This window comes from Paenibacillus sp. FSL H7-0737 (genome assembly GCF_000758545.1).
GTDB lineage: Bacteria > Bacillota > Bacilli > Paenibacillales > Paenibacillaceae > Paenibacillus_AQ.
Map to the genome: position 1 here is coordinate 3,227,104 of NZ_CP009279.1, position 16,957 is coordinate 3,244,060.

Genomic DNA, 16,957 nt, shown 5'->3' on the forward strand with positions numbered 1-16,957 from the left:
TATTTGAGCCATTCCAGCTATGAACAGCTTGAGACCGAAGGCAAACTACCGTTTGATGTTTCTTTACATAGTGTCAACTTTGTGCCGAATCACTGGCATATGAGTGTGGAGCTGATTTTTGTGCTGTCCGGCAATCTAGAGGTTTCGACCGGAAACCGTCAATATAGGCTTAAAGAAGGCGATATGCTACTCATTAACCAGTGTTACGTGCATGAAGTTATCGGATTAGATCAGAATATCATCGCTACCTTTCAAATCCCAACAACCTATCTTAAGCAGCATATCCACAATGTGGAGAAGATCAGCTTTGAATGTTATTCTGCTGAAGTCGGTCCTGAGAAGCAAAATGGCTTAGATAACATGCGTCAGCTCATGGCTGAAATGGTACAACTTAAGTACAAAGGCGGAGAAGCCTATGAACTGGGGATGGAAGCACGTATGCTTGGGTTATTCTCTGTTTTGGTCAAACAGTTCAAGCTGCCAAATTCCGGTGAAGCGATGAATATAAAATATATGGAACGAATGATGAGCATCATCACTTATATAGATGAACATTATAAAGACCCGGTGTCGCTGCAGACAATCGCAGAACGAGAGTATTTGTCGGTGCCGTATTTGTCCAAATTTTTTAGCGAGAACATTGGGGTCAACTTCCAGACTTACTTAACCAGCATTCGTTTAAAAAATACCGTAGAAGCCCTTTTAAGAGATCAAGATCATTCGCTTGCTGAGCTGGCACTTGAGCAGGGCTTTCCAAACGCAAAATCTTTTTACGCTGCATTCAAAAGCCGATATCATATTACACCACATGAATATCGCAAAAAATATCGGCCTCAAACTCATGCGAAACAGGAAGGTTCAGCTTCCGGCTACTTAGCATTTAATCAATCCAGCGCACTGGGTATTGTTCGGCAATTCCTCCGGCGTAGTCAGTCGCACCAGCTTGAACCCGTACATGCGGTTGTTCAGCTGTCTGCGAGTATTCCTTTAAACAGGATTCAGCGGCAAATCCAGCATAGCTGGAAAAATATCATTACGATTAGTAAAGCAAATGAAGGACTCCAAAGTGATGTACAAGCTCATTTGAAATATGTACAAGAGCGGTGTCCGTTTCGCTATTTGCGTTTTCATGGAATTTTTGATGATTCAATGATGGTGTACCGGGAGGATCACGAAGGGCAGGCACATTTTAATTTTCGCTTTGTAGATCAGTTGTTTGATTTTTTGTTATCGATCGGTTTGAAGCCTTTTATAGAACTGGGGTTTATGCCTTTTGATCTCGCAGCAGACAGCAGTAAACATGTGTTTTATGAAAAGAGTTACGTGAGTCCGCCTAAATCCATGGACCGCTGGTGCGAATTGGTAGATCGGTTTATTCGCCATTGTATCAATCGGTATGGTCTTGAAGAGGTGGAAAGCTGGAAGTTTGAATTTTGGAATGAACCGGAATATGGTTTGTTCTGGCCTGCGACGGAAGAAGTGTACAACGAATTGTATGCCCGAACGTTCGATACCCTCAAAGCCATCTCTCTGAACCTTCAGATTGGCGCTCCTGGTAGAATTATTACTCTGAACTCCAATGCGTTTTGTGAACAGTTTTTCGCTTTCTGCAAAGAACGGGGTTGTCTTCCAGACTTTATCCCGTTACATTTTTATCCGCATGAGGACATGGATGATCTGCTTAGTAAAAATTGGGAGCCTAAAGAACGATTAAGTGAAAAAGAAATATCTCCACTTACAGTAGAGGGGTTCAACAAAGTGTCCCCAAACCCCGATTATTTGAAGGAATCACTGGAGCGTGAAATCGGACTGCTCGCTGAGTTGGGACTTAACGGACAAGAGCTATATTTAACCGAATGGAATTCAACGGCATTTCATCGTGAACTGACCAATGACACATTATATAAAGCTGCATATATCGTAAAAAATATCATCGAAAATCTCGACAGTATCAATGGGTTCGGATATTGGGTACTGAGTGACAATATTGAAGAAACGGCGGCTTCATCCCGGATATTTCATGGTGGTCTTGGACTTATGGCTCAGTATGGAATTCCGAAAGCCGCTATGCATGCCTATGAAATGCTCGCTAAACTGGGGGATCGGCTAGTCGCACATGAAGAGGGTTATATTGTGGCGGCTGGAAGAGGTGGTTATCAGATTTTGGCTTATAATTACTGTCATTTTGATGATTTGTACGCGCTTGGTGATACTTCATTCATTACACCTACTAGTCGTTATAATGGCTTCAAAAACGAGAGGCATCTTAAAATTGAACTCACATTAACTGGATTACCATCTGGCAGATATAAGCAAGTGAACCATACGATCAGCAGGGCACATGGCAGCAGCTTTGACAAGTGGGTAGAAATGGGGGCTCCACCCGTTCTGACTGTAGAGGACACTGCTTATCTAAAAGCTGCCTCTCTTCCAGGTAGACAGATTCAGCTTCTTGAAGTAGGTGAAGAGCTTTCTGTTGTCATTAGAATGGAACCTCATAGCGTAGAGCTCATTGAGCTGACTCCATTGTTTTGAGAAAATGAGTCAATTTTTAAGCTTCATCTTGATGAATAATATTGAAACGCTTTCATTTAGATTAAAAATGAACCTAAAAGTGTGTAATTGACCACCTCTCCTCCAAGAGGTGGTTTATTTTATAATCAAATTGTAAACGTTTTCTAAAAGGACGAGGAGGAATTACAATGACTGGAGCATCGACTAAAGGGCAGGTTCACACCCCTTTTCGTAGATTGACCTTTGGTATTCTGCTTGGGTACGGCATGATGATGCTGGCACTGATGACACCTGCCACCTTGCTGCTGACCTTTAAAATGATTGAAGTGGATCCGAATGGATATACCTCTTCCTATGGGCTGGTTGCAGGAATAGGCGCATTCTTTGCTCTTATCGGAAATCCGATTGGCGGTGCACTCAGTGACCGAACCCATCTTTCGTTCGGACGGCGGCGCACGTGGATTATCCTAGGTCCACTAGTTGGCTGTGCTGCTCTGGTATGTACTGGTTTCGCCAACGAACCTTGGCAGATCATGATTAGCTGGGCAGTCGCCCAATTTTTCTTTAATGTAGGGATGGCAGCCTATACAGCGCTCATTCCAGACCAAGTACCTCAGGAGAAACAAGGGACAATCTCCGGATTAATCGGTCTCACTATTCCAATCGCTATGACGGTAGGGATGATCATGATGACAGTGATGACCTCAGTTTCTTCAGAAATTAAGTGGCTTTTGCTAGGTGTAATCGGCATCATAGGTCCACTTCTCAGTACGTTGATTATTAAAGAAGGTAAAGTAGAACTTGTTCCCAAGACACATAATCAAATATCGCTGGGTAAGAAGCTGAGTACGATTTTTCCTAGTCCACGTAAATTCCCGGAATTCTCTTGGGCTTTCGTATCCAAGTTCCTGATCATGATGGGATATTGTAGCACTTTATACCTCACAGTCATGCTGGTAAACCGGATGGGACTTACGGAAGAGCTGGCCACCGCAAAGGTTGCTACGATTAATATCGTTATGTTAGTGGGTGTTGCAATTACAAGTATCTTCGGTGGGGTGTTGTCAGATAAATTTGGTAGGCAAAAACCATTCCTGATTGTTTCAGGGTTCATCATTGCTATTGGGGTTCTGTTGTTTGCCTTTGTGCCAAGTTATCCGGCCTACATTGCCGGAGCTGCAGTGATCGGATTGGGCTTTGGCTGCTTCTCAGCCGTAGATATGGCACTCGTTGCACGGATTCTTCCAAGTAAAGAGGATTCCGCCAAAGACTTCGGGATTATGAACGTAGCTAATGCGTTGCCTCAGTCCATTGTTCCAGCAATCGCTCCTGTGCTGTTAGGCATTGGCAGCTGGACCTTCTTTTACATCTTCCTTGCCGTCTGCACTATACTCGGTATGCTGGCAGTGAAGCCACTTCCAGAAGTGGGAACAGAGAAAAGAGCTCAAACTGTTGAACTAACAGCTGTCGAAGCGCAATCACAAAAAGCCAATCTGGTCTAAGAAAAAACAAACAAGAAAACAGTGGAGGGAAACCATATGAATCAGAGAGAGACTATTAACACTAAAAGCCTTCATACCATTTCTTACGTAAGCAATAAGGGCGGTCCAACCTTGGGTTATTCCCCGGATTCTGGAGTGCAGATTCTCGAGCAGGACGGACTTTTCTTCAAAGATCTGAATCGTAATGGCAAGCTGGATAAATATGAGGACTGGCGATTGACGCCGCGAGAGCGGGCTGAAGATCTAGCTTCACAAATGAGTATTGAACAAATTGCTGGACTCATGCTGTATAGTCGTCATCAATCCATCCCAGCACTTAGTAGCAGCTGGTTCTCAGGAACATATAACGGTAAATCCTATGAGGAGAGCGGAGCTAAGCCATGGGAGCTTACCGATGAACAATTAGCATTTCTGGCACAGGACCACCTGAGACATATTCTGGTGACCACCGTGGAGAGTCCAGAAATAGCTGCTCTGTGGAACAATCAGGTGCAGGCATTTGCAGAAGGAACCGGCCTTGGGATTCCAGCCAACAACAGCTCCGACCCACGCCATGGCTCAGATTCTAGCTCAGAGTTTAATGCTGGAGCTGGTGGGCAAATCTCCATGTGGCCGGAGACGCTGGGCCTTGCGGCAACCTTCGATCCGAAGATCACCTATCGTTTCGGGCAAGTTGCATCACGTGAGTATCGTGCACTTGGTCTAGGGACGGCGCTATCGCCGCAAATCGATATTGCTACAGATCCACGATGGTTTCGTTTTAACGGCACTTTTGGCGAGGATTCGAAGTTATCTGCTGACATGGCAAGGGCTTATGTCGACGGCTTCCAGAGCTCGAAAGATGACAGGGAGATTAACGAAGGCTGGGGATATGACAGCGTGAACGCTATGGTAAAACACTGGCCTGGCGGTGGTTCCGGGGAAGGCGGAAGGGATGCGCATTATGCTTGTGGCAAATATGCTGTCTATCCGGGTGCTAACTTTGATGAACATCTTATTCCATTTACAGAAGGGGCTTTCAAGCTGGAAGGCCCAACCAAACAGGCTTCAGCAGTCATGCCTTATTACACAATTTCTACAGATCAAGATCAAGTGAACGGGGAGAATGTCGGAAACTCTTATAATTCCTATCTTATTAACGACCTGCTTCGGGGGAAATACGGTTACGATGGCGTAGTGTGCACGGATTGGCTCATTACAGCAGACGAATCAGATAGTAAGGATTCCTTTCTCAGTGGTAAACCTTGGGGCGTAGAGGGTATGTCCGTCGCAGAACGGCATTACAAGCTCTTGATGGCAGGCGTTGACCAATTCGGCGGCAATAATGAGATGGAGCCCGTCCTTGAAGCATACAGAATGGGAGTAGCTGAGCATGGAGAGGTATGGATGCGGAATCGCTTTGAGCGGTCAGCTGTTCGGCTTCTACTTAATATTTTCCGTCTGGGTCTCTTCGAGAACCCGTATTTGAAGCCTGAGGAGAGCGCTCGGATTGTTGGGAATCCTGAGTTTATGCAATCAGGCTATGAAGCACAGCTGAAGTCGATCGTGCTGCTGAAAAACAAAAATCGGGTATTGCCGTTGGCAGCGAAACAAACCGTATATGTTCCGAAGCGTTATACTCCAGCAGGAAAGGATTGGTTCGGCAACCCAACGCCGGAAAAGACAGAATATCCAGTGAACCTGGATGTTGTGTCTAAATATTATTATGTGACAGATCAGCCGGAAAAAGCAGACTTTGCTCTTGTCTTCATAAGCAATCCTAAATCAGGAGTAGGCTTTAGTCAGGAAGATTCTGAGCAAGGTGGTAACGGCTATGTGCCCATTAGCTTGCAATTTAGACCGTACACTGCGGAACATGCTCGGGAGCAGAGCTTAGCTGGAGATGCGCGAGATAACGATGTACTTAACCGTTCTTATAAAGGAAAAACCGTTGTTACGCATAATGAGAGCGATCTGGATCGTGTCCTGGAAGCTCGCAAGCTGATGAAAGACAAACCGGTAATTGTGTCGATGTTATTGTCCAATCCTTCGGTTGTTGCCGAATTTGAGGGAGAGGCTGATGCTATACTTGTTAATTTTGGGTTACAGGATCAAGCACTTATGGAGGTGTTAACGGGTGCCGAGGAGCCTTCGGGATTACTCCCAGTACAAATGCCATCAGGTATGCAAACGGTAGAAGAGCAGCTGGAAGATGTGGCACATGACATGGAATGTCATGCGGATTCAGAAGGAAATGTATATGATTTTGCCTTTGGAATGAATTGGAATGGTGTTATAGAGGATGAAAGAACGAAGAATTACCGGAAATAAGAACCGTTCTGCGGAAAAATAAAAGCAAAGCACCGCCTGAAGAATTTATCAGGCGGTGCTTTGTATATCAATCGGTTTTCCGATGGCGGAGCTATAAATTTCTTTCCAACAAAGTCCCAAGTTGTTCAGCCAAGATTTGATGTGTCACAGGCTTCTCATTCTTGAACCACCATTCCACTACCCCTGCATAAGCCGATGCCACAAAACTAATCATAACCTCTTCATTTAATCCGTGGTTTATCCCTTTCGTTACATTTACTTCATGTCTAAACTCTTTTTGAAGAAAGGTTAAGAACCGATTACGGAAATAAGGGGCGCCTTTGCTCGCCAGCATCATAGAGAAAAAAGAATAATGATTATCGAAGTATTCCGTCCACTTCAACGTGGCCTCGATGAAATCTAATTCTGCTGCCGATTCGCAAAGTACTCTAAGAACTTCTATATGTTCCTCGATAAGCTTGTCTAACAAATCATATTTATCCTGATAATGAAGATAAATGGTTCCTCGGCTTACATTTGCCTTGTCGGAGAGATCCTGTATGGTAATGTAGTCAAAATTCTTCTCGGACATCAATTCAATAACAGCTTTCTTAAGTGCTTCTTGCGATTTAAGAATCCTTCTATCCACTTTAGACATTTGAGTTTCTCCTTACCTTCAAAAAAAATGAACGCTTTTATAGGACCTGTTCAGTATTGAACAAAACACACACATCGCTTTAAAAAACCAGAAACCCGCAAATTTCTCTTTAAGAAGCGTAGACAAGCTCAATGACGATGGGCTAAGTATTCAAACCTGCCAAATGCAAAATCTGCTTCAGACGATCTATATCCACATAGATATCTTCGAATCCCGGAAAACGAATAGCAGGATCTGGCCAGCCTTGACCATACATCATGTAATAATCAAGAGCGTTATGGTTGCTGATCATCCAATACGTTGGAACGACATGCTGTTCATGAACAATTTCAATAACTTGTGTTCCAGATTGACAAAAAGCCAGATTGGCCAGTCCAGCGCCATGTGCTCCCATGATTACCTTTGCCGAAGCGAATAACTGGATTTGCTGGGCAACCGTCCAATCCTCAAGATAAATAGGTTGAATGCTATATTCTTCAAGGCAGCGTATAACTTCCTCTTCATTAACCAAGCGCCTGGTTCTTGCTTTGTTTCGAGAAATATAAATACGCTCAGGTGTAGCGAGTGTTGATTCCCTGTGAGGCAGCAATAATTTACGTAGCGTATCCGTGGTCCACGGGGGATAGTGGGAATTCATCATCAAAGAAGGGACAAGTAGCTGATCAGCTTCAAAGTAAGCTTCAGGATTTGTCCGGATTACTGAAGACTCTGATATACCGAGCATAGCCCAGGTTTGTTCCACAAATGGTCCATATGGATTTGGATTCATGATGATAGAGGTATAAGGAATTCCACTCGTTTTGAGCATCGCCAGCCTAGGGAGCACATCATACAACCAGTGGAAATAGTTATGGCTTCCGCAAAACGTCAACACAGCCACGGTTCCTTCTAAATATTGAAGTTTTGGACCATTCCACCGGTGGAACACAGGGTGTTCCTCAGCTTCTAGCATTCTATTTTGAACGGCGTCATATTCCTGTGACAGATCAAAGATCAGCTTTCCCTCCGGAGATAGAACAGCACCAGATTCTCCCCATACCCTTCCACTCGAGATGGTGGCTAAGTATCCGCCAAACGGCTGTAAACAATAAGGCGTCAGTGCAGGATGAATACTCGATTCAATGCTTTTAGGAGCGGTGAACTCGGCCACCTGACCGAAATCAAACGGAATAACCTGTCCAGCTTCATGGATAGTTCTTTTTTGTCCCCATTCTGTTTCAAGTTCCAAGACACTCCGGTAATATCCAGAGGGCGCTCCCCCGTTCACAGAAAAACTCATCGTTTCACCTCTTTTGGCCAAGTAGAACTCCAGAAACATCATTAAGCTATTCTATGGAACAAGGAACTTAACGACACAATTCCTTCTGAAAAGGGCGAGTGAACAGTTCCTTTATAGCTTCTTCCGATAAGCCTTAGGAGACATACCGTAGGTTTTGGTGAATTGTCGTGTAAAGTAATTGCTATCGCTAAACCCGCTTTCATGTGAGATCTGAGTAATACTGAAGTTAGAATGCTTCAAAAAGCTGCAAGCCCGTTCCAGACGCAATCGATGGAGATAGGAGATAGGAGTCGTCTGATAGTAAGAGCGAAAGATCCGGTTTAAGTGTCTAACAGATATCCCTGCGTGTGCGGCGATTTGATCCAGCGACAACGTTTCAAGATAATGGTCTTCCATAAAAGAGAGCGACTTCGCCAAATGTATTAGATGATTATCCTGGCTGCCTTTATCCTGTTTTTCATAATGCCTTGATAAATAGACAACCAGTTCCATAAACCGTGAGACGAGCAACGTCTGATATCCTTGAAGCTTGTGGCTATATTCTTCAATCATACCGGCAATGAGTGCAGTGACAAACTCCAGCATGGGAATTGGCAAGCTTAGTTTACTTGTGTAGGCATGTTTATGACGATACAACGGTTCCAATACAAACAGCGCCTGAAAGCCATTCGAAGTTCGCAGATCCGGTCCAGCCGTCGACAGCATTTCAGGCTTGTACATAATATTACAGATCTTAAAATCCTGAGGATCTTTAAAAGCATGCGGGGTTGAACCGTTAATCACAAAAACATTCCCCTTCTTGATGAATGATTCTTCGGTATTCACAATATGAGTAGCAGTACCACTCAAGACGATTACAAGCTCTGAAAAGTCCACATGTCTATGAAGATCAGTATCATTGTCATGAAAGCCGTATTGAATAAAGAATGGGAATTTCTGATCTGATGTAAACCAATTCAAATAAAATTCGCTCAATTCGTAACCCTCCAAAAGCATGTCTAGATGAATGGATGTCTATATCATGCTATTTTACGACTGGATAATCAAGGTTTATCGTTTAGCTGGTGGAGTATAATCCTTGACATAGATGCAAATGTTCAACAAAAGGAGAATGCTTCATGAAATATAACAATCCGATATTACCAGGTTTTTATCCAGATCCAAGCATTTGCAGAGTAGGCGAGGATTACTTTTTGGTAAACAGTTCATTTGCTTACTCTCCGGGAATACCCATTTGGCATAGTAAAGATTTAGTCCATTGGAAGCAGCTCGGGTATTGCTTAACACGTGATTCCCAGCTTCAATTTGATAAATCGGTCGTGTCTGGAGGGGTGTGGGCACCAACCATTCGTCATCATAATGGTCGATTCTACATGGTGACGACAAATCAGGATAGCGGTGGACATTTCTATGTTTGGACGGTGGATCCAGCAGGTGAGTGGTCGGATCCTATTTATGTGGATCAGGAAGGGATTGATCCATCCTTATTTTTTGACGATGGAAAAGTATATTTTACAAGCACTGGCACCAAGGATGGTATGGGAATCTACCAATGTGAGATTGATATTGAAACGGGCCATAAGCTGTGCGATTCTCGTTTGATATGGACAGGCAGTGGCGGTAAATTTCCTGAAGGACCACATCTTTATAAAATAAATGGCTACTATTATTTAATGTGTGCTGAAGGCGGGACAGAATATGGACACATGGAAACCATAGCAAGAAGTAAATCACCCTATGGACCCTATGAATCCTCACCCCGGAACCCCATTTTGACTCACCGGAGCTCGGATTACCCTATACAAGCTACGGGACATGGCGATCTGGTAGAAGCACAGGATGGCAGCTGGTGGGCGGTATTTCTAGGGATTCGACCAGTAGGATATCCATATCGACATCATCTTGGCAGAGAGACATTTCTTGCTCCGGTCCATTGGAGTGAAGATGGATGGCCGATGATTGGAGATCACGGTGTTGTTGGATTAGAAATGGAAGCTGACACTCCACCACCAGTGCTATGGGAAGACGAGCCTGAGACCGATGATTTTAATCGATCTGATTTAGGAATGAGCTGGAATTTTATTCGCAATGCTAAAAAAGTCGATTGGTCTTTGCAGGAGCGACCAGGGTGGCTGGCATTACATGGAGCGGATGTGAGATTAAGCGAACAGGGAACGCCTGCATTTATTGGCTGTAGACAGCGTCACTTGGATTGTGAAATCTCCACTAAAATGGAATTCAACCCACTAGATGGTGATGAAGCGGGTCTCGTTGTGTTTATGGATCAGATGTATCACTACGAAATCGGACTAACCCAGGTAGAAGGTGAAAATGTGATTACGCTGCGAAGACAAGTGGGTAGCATAAGTGATGTAAAATATTCTTCTCCATTGGAAGACACAGTCGTAGAATTGAAGATTCAAGCATTACCTGAGAAATATTTGTTCTCTTATCGAGGTGCAGATCAGTTATGGCATCCACTAGGTGAAGCGGAGACACACTTGATCTCTACTGAAGTGGCAGGTGGATTTACCGGAGTGTTCTTTGGGATGTATAACTACTCTATCAACCGAACAATCGCATATTATGATTGGTTCCGCTATCAAAAGGAATAACAATCCTAAAATATGTTAAATTAAGAAATGGCGATGCTCGGGATGTTTCCCTGCACCGCCATTTCTTGTATTTGGCAATAGCTTAATTTTTCCGTATATATTCTATATACCAGTGCTGATTGTGACCGCCGTTATCACTCCATTGAATGGCCTGCGCACCGCTGGTTTTATCTTGTCCCGAAATATCCAATAACTTGCCACTGGCTCGGTTTTTAATTTTATACATGTTTTTTTCACCAGTTGGAATAAGTTCCCACTGTTGGTTCCACCCGTTATTGCTCGGCCATTGAATAACACTGGCCCCATCGGATGAAGATGCTCCGTTGACATCCAATAAATCTCCGCTAGCAATGTTTCTGAAATTATAATATCCGTTTTCTGCAATTTCGAGATACCATTTTTGATACTCTGCTCCTTGATCGATGTATTGTACGATAAGCGCACCGTCTGCTTGTGAATCCGCTCCGCTGACTGACAGCACGTTATTGCTGTGTTCATTAATAATTTTGAGAGGAATTGGCACTCCAGCGTACGTCGTTGAAGTTAGTGCGAGTGATGATGCAGATACAACTAACACAAGTGCCAAAAGAGTTTTCAAACCGTACCGAATGAGAGATCGTTTCATGAAAATACACTCCTTCTTCAATTTAATTTAATTTCTTAACCTGCGGCCTGTCCAATTTAAAAACAAGCTTTATGTATTCAACTTAACCACCTCCTAAATCAGTAAATGTATTGCATGTCATTTGATAGAATCTGAAAAAGGACTCTATCCTCAAAAGTAAATAGATGAAATATAAATAAATAATGGTTCATTTGCTAAGAATATACTTTAATATCAAATAATGAGTCAATATGATTTTTTTCTCTATTTATATAAAAATAATACTATCAACAGCTTTAAATGAGCACTTCAAAAACCAAAAATACTCATCGGACCATAAAAAGACACGGATACAAGTCAGTGTCTTTTTGTGGACATTCCTGATATTTCACTTCTATGTTCAGTGCTAAAGGAAATATCTTCTTGTCTACTTTTTAAGATATTCTTGGTAAGGTAAGGGGATATCAATGAATAAGAGGTGATGAGTTGTAATGATTAAGAAATACTGCTTGTTCTGTGATGAGATGGTATCCATTACATCGGAAGGTGATTACGATAGATTTTTAGGCTGTAATTGTTCTCCTGACGGGTTCTATAACTTATTGAGAGACAGCTATGAGCCTATAAACTCTCTCGCGCATCCAAAGAAACGCGATATGTTTCATGTGATATCGGCTTATATACGGGAGCTGACAGATCGCGGAGAAAAGGTCAGTCTATCGGCCGACGATTTAGAATCCATTGTAAACTCCTCGAAAATTCCAGTGACGATTGAAGATAAAGGAAACCGTTTACTGCAATACTTATACAGACATTCTGAAGCCCCTGGGGAATCCGTTGTTATTCAGCCACTCTCCAGTAGCTATAACCTAACGTATTCGCCTAATCTGCAAGAACTGGTATATATCATAGATAAGCTGATTAACGAGCAGTTTATGATCAGGGAAGGCATGACCTTTAAGCTGACGGATAAGGGATGGAATGAAGCTGCCGCAATCGCAGGAGGCAAAAAATTAAAACCCTGTATCGTTCTATTGTCAGATGCAGAGGATTTGCACACGGAGTGGGTGGATAAGCTGCTTCCTAAAATCGAGCAGTTTGGTTATATACCACGGTTACTAAGGCATACTTCAATGCATAACCGTGAACCGTATTCCTTAGAGCTTATAGAGGAGAGTAAACTGATTATCGCTGATTTAACCGGCCAATCCCCTGAAGTGTATTTTACTGCAGGATATGCGCTCGGGTTGAACATTCCAGTGATTTGGACTGTGAACAGCAGCGATGCTAATGATCTTTTCGTACAAGTGAAGAATATCCGTCCAATCGTTTGGGATACAGCTGAAGAGCTGGTAGTCTTACTCCAGCAGAAATTGAGTTTATAGAGTTCATGTCAAATTTAAAATGAACATCCAACACAGAAGAAGCCGCGATAGATTGCGGCTTCTTTCTTTTTGCTATGAAAGTTAATGTCCCCACACAACGCTATTACGAAATCTTTTTTCTATTATTGAGGACTGACCCGAGACCTACGAATAGAAATGCTACAATACTGCAGAAAAAAAATAGGTAACTAAGCGGAATTAAGAAGAAAGCCGGCTCATGCAAGATTCCATCCGATCCCACGCTTGAACCCACCATACGTGAGATCATTAAACTGATGATGCTTAATAATAATGGTGAAGCGGCTAATAGATATTTCTTTTTCATATGACATTCTCCTTTGCTTGATAACCATATAATACACAAAAAACACTCGCGAATCAACATTAATTTATTGTAATTCGATATATCATTATTGTAAATCAAATGAATTAACTTGTGCTAGGAATTGGATTTGAAAATGGGGACTTGACCATAATTGCTGGTGAGGACTATTATTTGGTTTAAACAAATTTAAGTAAGTCTCAAGGCTTTATTTGTATAGAAGGTCGCTCCAAGTCGGAAGGATTGAACTGTAACAGATAAATAGAAAACGGTTACATCGAATGCTTCGATAGTATGGAGGAACGACGTTCTGATCATTTGTATGACTTTTTAAATTTGTTCAATCAGTGAATGAACATAATAACAGGTTGAACAGCTGCAAGGGGGCAGATATGAAACCAATATTTAAGATTATGATTGTGGATGACGAGATGCTGGTTAGACAGGGAATTAAACATCTTTTGGATTGGGAACAAGAAGGGTATCGAATCGTCGGAGAGGCCTCTAACGGTGTTGAAGCACTGAGTATGATGGATGAGCTGAATCCTCATATTATTATTACGGATATCGTAATGCCAATAATGGGCGGGGAGAAGCTAGTCAAGATCGTTAAGGAGAAGTACCCACACATTGAAGTAATCGTCTTAAGCAGCTTCAGTGAATACGATTATGTCCGTTCCACATTTCAGAGTGGGGTAGCGGATTACATCCTTAAGCCGAAACTGGAAGCCGATTATCTGTTGTCCATCCTAAATAAAACTACAGCTAAGATGGCAGGGATGAAGATAAGCGACTCAGGGGCCGATCCAGAGGAAAAGCAGCTTTTGTTCGCGATCGAGAAGCTCATCACGGGATATGAGTCAGTGCTAGAACCTGCTTTGCTTCATTCCAAGTTTCCACACGTACAATTCGCATTTTTCGGAGCAGATATGAAGCATATTAAAGATTCTGGTGATAAGTTAACGTTCGCAAATGAAATCGAAAGAGGAATTCAAAAGTTAGCATTGGACGATGTTGTGTTTATTCGGTTAAAGTTTGTTAACGACTCGGTCATTTATTTGCTTAACGTTAATCCAGAACATTGGGACGAGCTTGTGATTGAACTCCGTTATCTGATCTCAGAAATAGAACATCGTGTGAGAGAAACACATTTTATTATCAGTCAGAGCTTCGCGCACTTTGAGAGACTTGGTGAGATTTATCGAGACAATTACTTGAAGCTTACACGATACAGTTTCTACTTGCCAGAACGAAGTCTGATTGAGAATGATCATTTGCCGGGTCTTCCGGGAGCATATCAGGAAATTGATATGGGAGAATTAATGGACCAGTTGAGACGTAAGCAATTCCAGAAGGCATTTACAGAGTTTCTTGAATATGTCCATCTGCGTTCAATGGATTATCGCATTGATATTTTCGAATTTAAATCGCTATTGGGCAACTTTATATTTAACGTAGCGACCACGCTTGGAAAAATGAAGTGTGAGATCGGAGGTCTGGAGGAGACCAAATACGACTACTTCCGAAAAATAGATGAAGCGATGTATGCAAGTGATGCTATTGCTGTTACCGAAGCATTCATTCGAGAAGTTGAGCGCACGATTGGTGAGACGAATTCATCGATTAACCCCAATATGACAAAGCTACTCGAATATATTCAGAATCATTATGCAGATCCGATCACACTGACAGGGGTAGCTAGACAGTTCCACTTCAATGCTTCTTATTTATCGAGTTATTTTACTGCCCATAATGGAGAAGGCTTTAGTGAGTACCTGAATAAAGTCCGTTTGGAAAAAGCTATGGAATTGCTCGAGACAACAGAAAAATCAATTTCTGATATTAGCGCAAGCGTGGGATATTCAGATCAGAGTTATTTCACCAAGGTATTTAAAAAGCAGACTGGCATTTCTCCAAGCCGGTACCGGAGACGGGACGTAGAGCAGCCATGATTGGAAATTTCATTAACAATATTAGAAAGCAGGGCTTATTCCTCAAGCTGTTTCTCGTGACCCTGATTAGCATCGTAACTGTATCACTCTTGACGCTGGCTATTACAATTAGTATGTCGGAGAAATTATTTTTACAGACCTTTAGTATTACAAACGGCAAACTGCTGAATCAGATGAAGACAAACCTGGAATCGTATAACAATATTATTGCTACCGGTGCTACTATGATGGCTCAAAATGAAGCTATCCGGAACTATTTATCTAGCGGAGAGACGGATGCAGTGAATCTTGCGATCAAAACTTATCACATGACAGAGGGCATGCGGGCAATCCGCTCTAACCTCAGCGCCGTTGATGTTGGTATCATGATCGTGGGTGTAAATGGCAGGAGTTATTCAACAGATCCTTGGTATTGGGACATTTCTGCAGATGAACTAATGGCTCACCCAATAACGAAGGAAACCATATCCCATCCTGATCAAATCCTGTACCAGCTCGATCTAAGGGAAAATAAAGAGAACGTGAAAGAGCCTATGCTGGTAGCTTCCAAAGCTTTATTTGATCATTCGACCGGAAGAATTTATGGCACCATGTACGTAGCCATTCGTGATCGAGATTTCAAGCCCTTTTATGCTAACTTTACGAGTGAGGGTAATGACGTCGTGTTGCTGAATAAGAAGGGATTAATTGTATCCAGCAGCAAGACAGAAATGATTGGGCTCCGCGATAAAAAGCTGCTGCAAGAAGTAGAGGATGGAGGTAAAGATGGCGATTCTACCTATGTGATGGGGAATGAACGAATTGTTTTCTCGGAATACTTACCTGAATTTGATTTTTACATGATGAACCTGATAGATAAGAACGCCGTGACCGGACAGATGGTGAATGCCAAAGCGGTGACACTGACAATCATGGCTATCGTGGCAATATCGCTCATTATTGTTTTTTTGATTACCCGAAAAATGACGAAGTCCTTACGTGTACTCGTTAAACAGATGTCGAGTATTCCTACAGGTGATTTCGATAATCATGTAGATGTCACTAATAGTAGTTATGAAGTTAAGGAGCTAGGTAACGCTTTCAATTTTATGCTTGATTCACTTCATGATTATGTTGATAAGCTAATGGAGACTCAAAAGCAACAACGTAATGCGGAGCTGGCGGCACTCCAAATGCAGATTAACCCACATTTTTTATATAATACGCTGGCTTCTATCAAATTTCTGGTGCAGCAGGGCAATAAGGAAAAAGCAGCTGGAACGATAAATTCACTAATCTCACTCCTGCAAAATACAGTAAGCGATGTTCATTCTACTATTCCTGTTAGTCAAGAATTGGAGTCGTTGAAGCATTATGTGTATATCAATCACGTGAGATATGGCGAGAAGATTCGTGTGAATTACTTTGTGGAGCCAGAGAGCTTGGATTATCATATGCCGAAGCTAATTCTTCAACCTTTTATCGAAAATGCATTCTTTCATGCATTCAACCTAAAAGATGAGGGAAGAATTCTCATCATGATTTCCGTACAGGAAGAGCAACTAGTATGTGAAGTTGTAGATAACGGTGATGGAATGGATCTTGACCCGAATTTGCTGGAAGAGGAGCAGCTACCAGCTTCGAAGCACAAACGCCAACTGTTCTCCGGGATCGGTATACGGAATGTGGATGATAGAATCAAATTGTTATACGGTGAGAGATACGGGATTAATATTACAAGCAAACGGAATGAAGGTACACAAATCGTTGTTACGCTTCCATTGTTAAAAAACTAAAAATTTTACATGAATCTAAAAATAGTACCAGAGTCGATATTAGAATCAAAATAGGACCCAAT

At 42.4% G+C, this 16,957-nt stretch carries 12 protein-coding genes; 7 read left to right on the forward strand and 5 right to left on the reverse strand.

Annotated features, from left to right (window positions below):
* Nucleotides 1-3: 3 nt before the first annotated feature.
* The 3 genes from H70737_RS14065 (at nucleotide 4) to H70737_RS14075 (ending at nucleotide 6,326) form a co-directional block, all read left to right on the forward strand.
* Nucleotides 4-2,535, forward strand: coding sequence for a GH39 family glycosyl hydrolase (locus tag H70737_RS14065; RefSeq protein WP_042188147.1), 2,532 nt, complete (start codon nucleotides 4-6; stop codon nucleotides 2,533-2,535).
* A gap of 167 nt (nucleotides 2,536-2,702) precedes the next feature.
* A complete protein-coding gene (locus H70737_RS14070) occupies nucleotides 2,703-4,016 on the forward strand; it encodes an MFS transporter (RefSeq protein WP_042188149.1) in 1,314 nt (437 codons plus the stop codon).
* A gap of 36 nt (nucleotides 4,017-4,052) precedes the next feature.
* Complete coding sequence (locus H70737_RS14075; RefSeq protein WP_042188151.1) at nucleotides 4,053-6,326, forward strand: glycoside hydrolase family 3 protein; 2,274 nt, start codon at nucleotides 4,053-4,055, stop codon at nucleotides 6,324-6,326.
* Nucleotides 6,327-6,417: 91 nt separating this feature from the next.
* Here the strand turns inward: H70737_RS14075 and H70737_RS14080 are convergent, their stop codons facing one another.
* From H70737_RS14080 to H70737_RS14090, 3 genes are all read right to left on the reverse strand, one after another.
* Complete coding sequence (locus tag H70737_RS14080; RefSeq protein ID WP_042188153.1) at nucleotides 6,418-6,963, reverse strand: TetR/AcrR family transcriptional regulator; 546 nt, start codon at nucleotides 6,961-6,963, stop codon at nucleotides 6,418-6,420.
* 142 nt (nucleotides 6,964-7,105) lie between these two features.
* Complete coding sequence (locus H70737_RS14085; RefSeq protein ID WP_042188155.1) at nucleotides 7,106-8,242, reverse strand: glycosyltransferase family 61 protein; 1,137 nt, start codon at nucleotides 8,240-8,242, stop codon at nucleotides 7,106-7,108.
* 111 nt (nucleotides 8,243-8,353) lie between these two features.
* On the reverse strand, nucleotides 8,354-9,217 hold the full coding sequence (locus H70737_RS14090; RefSeq protein ID WP_042188157.1) for an AraC family transcriptional regulator: 864 nt from the start codon (nucleotides 9,215-9,217) through the stop codon (nucleotides 8,354-8,356).
* Between the two features lie 143 nt (nucleotides 9,218-9,360).
* On the opposite strand from H70737_RS14090, the gene H70737_RS14095 reads away from it, so the two are divergent.
* A complete protein-coding gene (locus H70737_RS14095) occupies nucleotides 9,361-10,857 on the forward strand; it encodes a glycoside hydrolase family 43 protein (protein WP_042188159.1) in 1,497 nt (498 codons plus the stop codon).
* Nucleotides 10,858-10,939: 82 nt separating this feature from the next.
* Here H70737_RS14095 and H70737_RS14100 read toward each other — a convergent pair whose 3' ends face one another.
* Complete coding sequence (locus tag H70737_RS14100; protein ID WP_052404286.1) at nucleotides 10,940-11,482, reverse strand: RICIN domain-containing protein; 543 nt, start codon at nucleotides 11,480-11,482, stop codon at nucleotides 10,940-10,942.
* Between the two features lie 470 nt (nucleotides 11,483-11,952).
* On the opposite strand from H70737_RS14100, the gene H70737_RS14105 reads away from it, so the two are divergent.
* Nucleotides 11,953-12,846, forward strand: a complete 894-nt coding sequence (locus H70737_RS14105; protein ID WP_042188161.1) for a hypothetical protein — start codon at nucleotides 11,953-11,955, stop codon at nucleotides 12,844-12,846.
* 103 nt (nucleotides 12,847-12,949) lie between these two features.
* Here H70737_RS14105 and H70737_RS14110 read toward each other — a convergent pair whose 3' ends face one another.
* A complete protein-coding gene (locus H70737_RS14110; protein ID WP_042188163.1) occupies nucleotides 12,950-13,171 on the reverse strand; it encodes a DUF3955 domain-containing protein in 222 nt (73 codons plus the stop codon).
* 389 nt (nucleotides 13,172-13,560) lie between these two features.
* Between H70737_RS14110 and H70737_RS14115 the strand changes: the two genes are divergently transcribed.
* Both H70737_RS14115 and H70737_RS14120 read left to right on the forward strand, forming a co-directional pair.
* The gene (locus H70737_RS14115) at nucleotides 13,561-15,120 is read left to right on the forward strand and encodes a response regulator transcription factor (protein WP_042188165.1); all 1,560 of its coding nucleotides are present in this window, start codon (nucleotides 13,561-13,563) and stop codon (nucleotides 15,118-15,120) included.
* Complete coding sequence (locus tag H70737_RS14120) at nucleotides 15,117-16,895, forward strand: sensor histidine kinase (protein ID WP_042188167.1); 1,779 nt, start codon at nucleotides 15,117-15,119, stop codon at nucleotides 16,893-16,895. The genes H70737_RS14115 and H70737_RS14120 overlap by 4 nt, the downstream gene beginning before the upstream one ends.
* Nucleotides 16,896-16,957: the final 62 nt, after the last annotated feature.

What these genes read in the sequence shown, in the direction of transcription:
- H70737_RS14095 (WP_042188159.1), top strand. Translation starts at nt 9,361, where the DNA reads ATGAAATATAACAATCCGATATTACCAGGTTTTTATCCAGATCCAAGC.
- H70737_RS14110 (WP_042188163.1), bottom strand. Translation starts at nt 13,171, where the DNA reads ATGAAAAAGAAATATCTATTAGCCGCTTCACCATTATTATTAAGCATC.
- H70737_RS14080 (WP_042188153.1), bottom strand. Translation starts at nt 6,963, where the DNA reads ATGTCTAAAGTGGATAGAAGGATTCTTAAATCGCAAGAAGCACTTAAG.
- H70737_RS14100 (WP_052404286.1), bottom strand. Translation starts at nt 11,482, where the DNA reads ATGAAACGATCTCTCATTCGGTACGGTTTGAAAACTCTTTTGGCACTT.
- H70737_RS14085 (WP_042188155.1), bottom strand. Translation starts at nt 8,242, where the DNA reads ATGAGTTTTTCTGTGAACGGGGGAGCGCCCTCTGGATATTACCGGAGT.
- H70737_RS14075 (WP_042188151.1), top strand. Translation starts at nt 4,053, where the DNA reads ATGAATCAGAGAGAGACTATTAACACTAAAAGCCTTCATACCATTTCT.
- H70737_RS14115 (WP_042188165.1), top strand. Translation starts at nt 13,561, where the DNA reads ATGAAACCAATATTTAAGATTATGATTGTGGATGACGAGATGCTGGTT.
- H70737_RS14120 (WP_042188167.1), top strand. Translation starts at nt 15,117, where the DNA reads ATGATTGGAAATTTCATTAACAATATTAGAAAGCAGGGCTTATTCCTC.
- H70737_RS14105 (WP_042188161.1), top strand. Translation starts at nt 11,953, where the DNA reads ATGATTAAGAAATACTGCTTGTTCTGTGATGAGATGGTATCCATTACA.
- H70737_RS14070 (WP_042188149.1), top strand. Translation starts at nt 2,703, where the DNA reads ATGACTGGAGCATCGACTAAAGGGCAGGTTCACACCCCTTTTCGTAGA.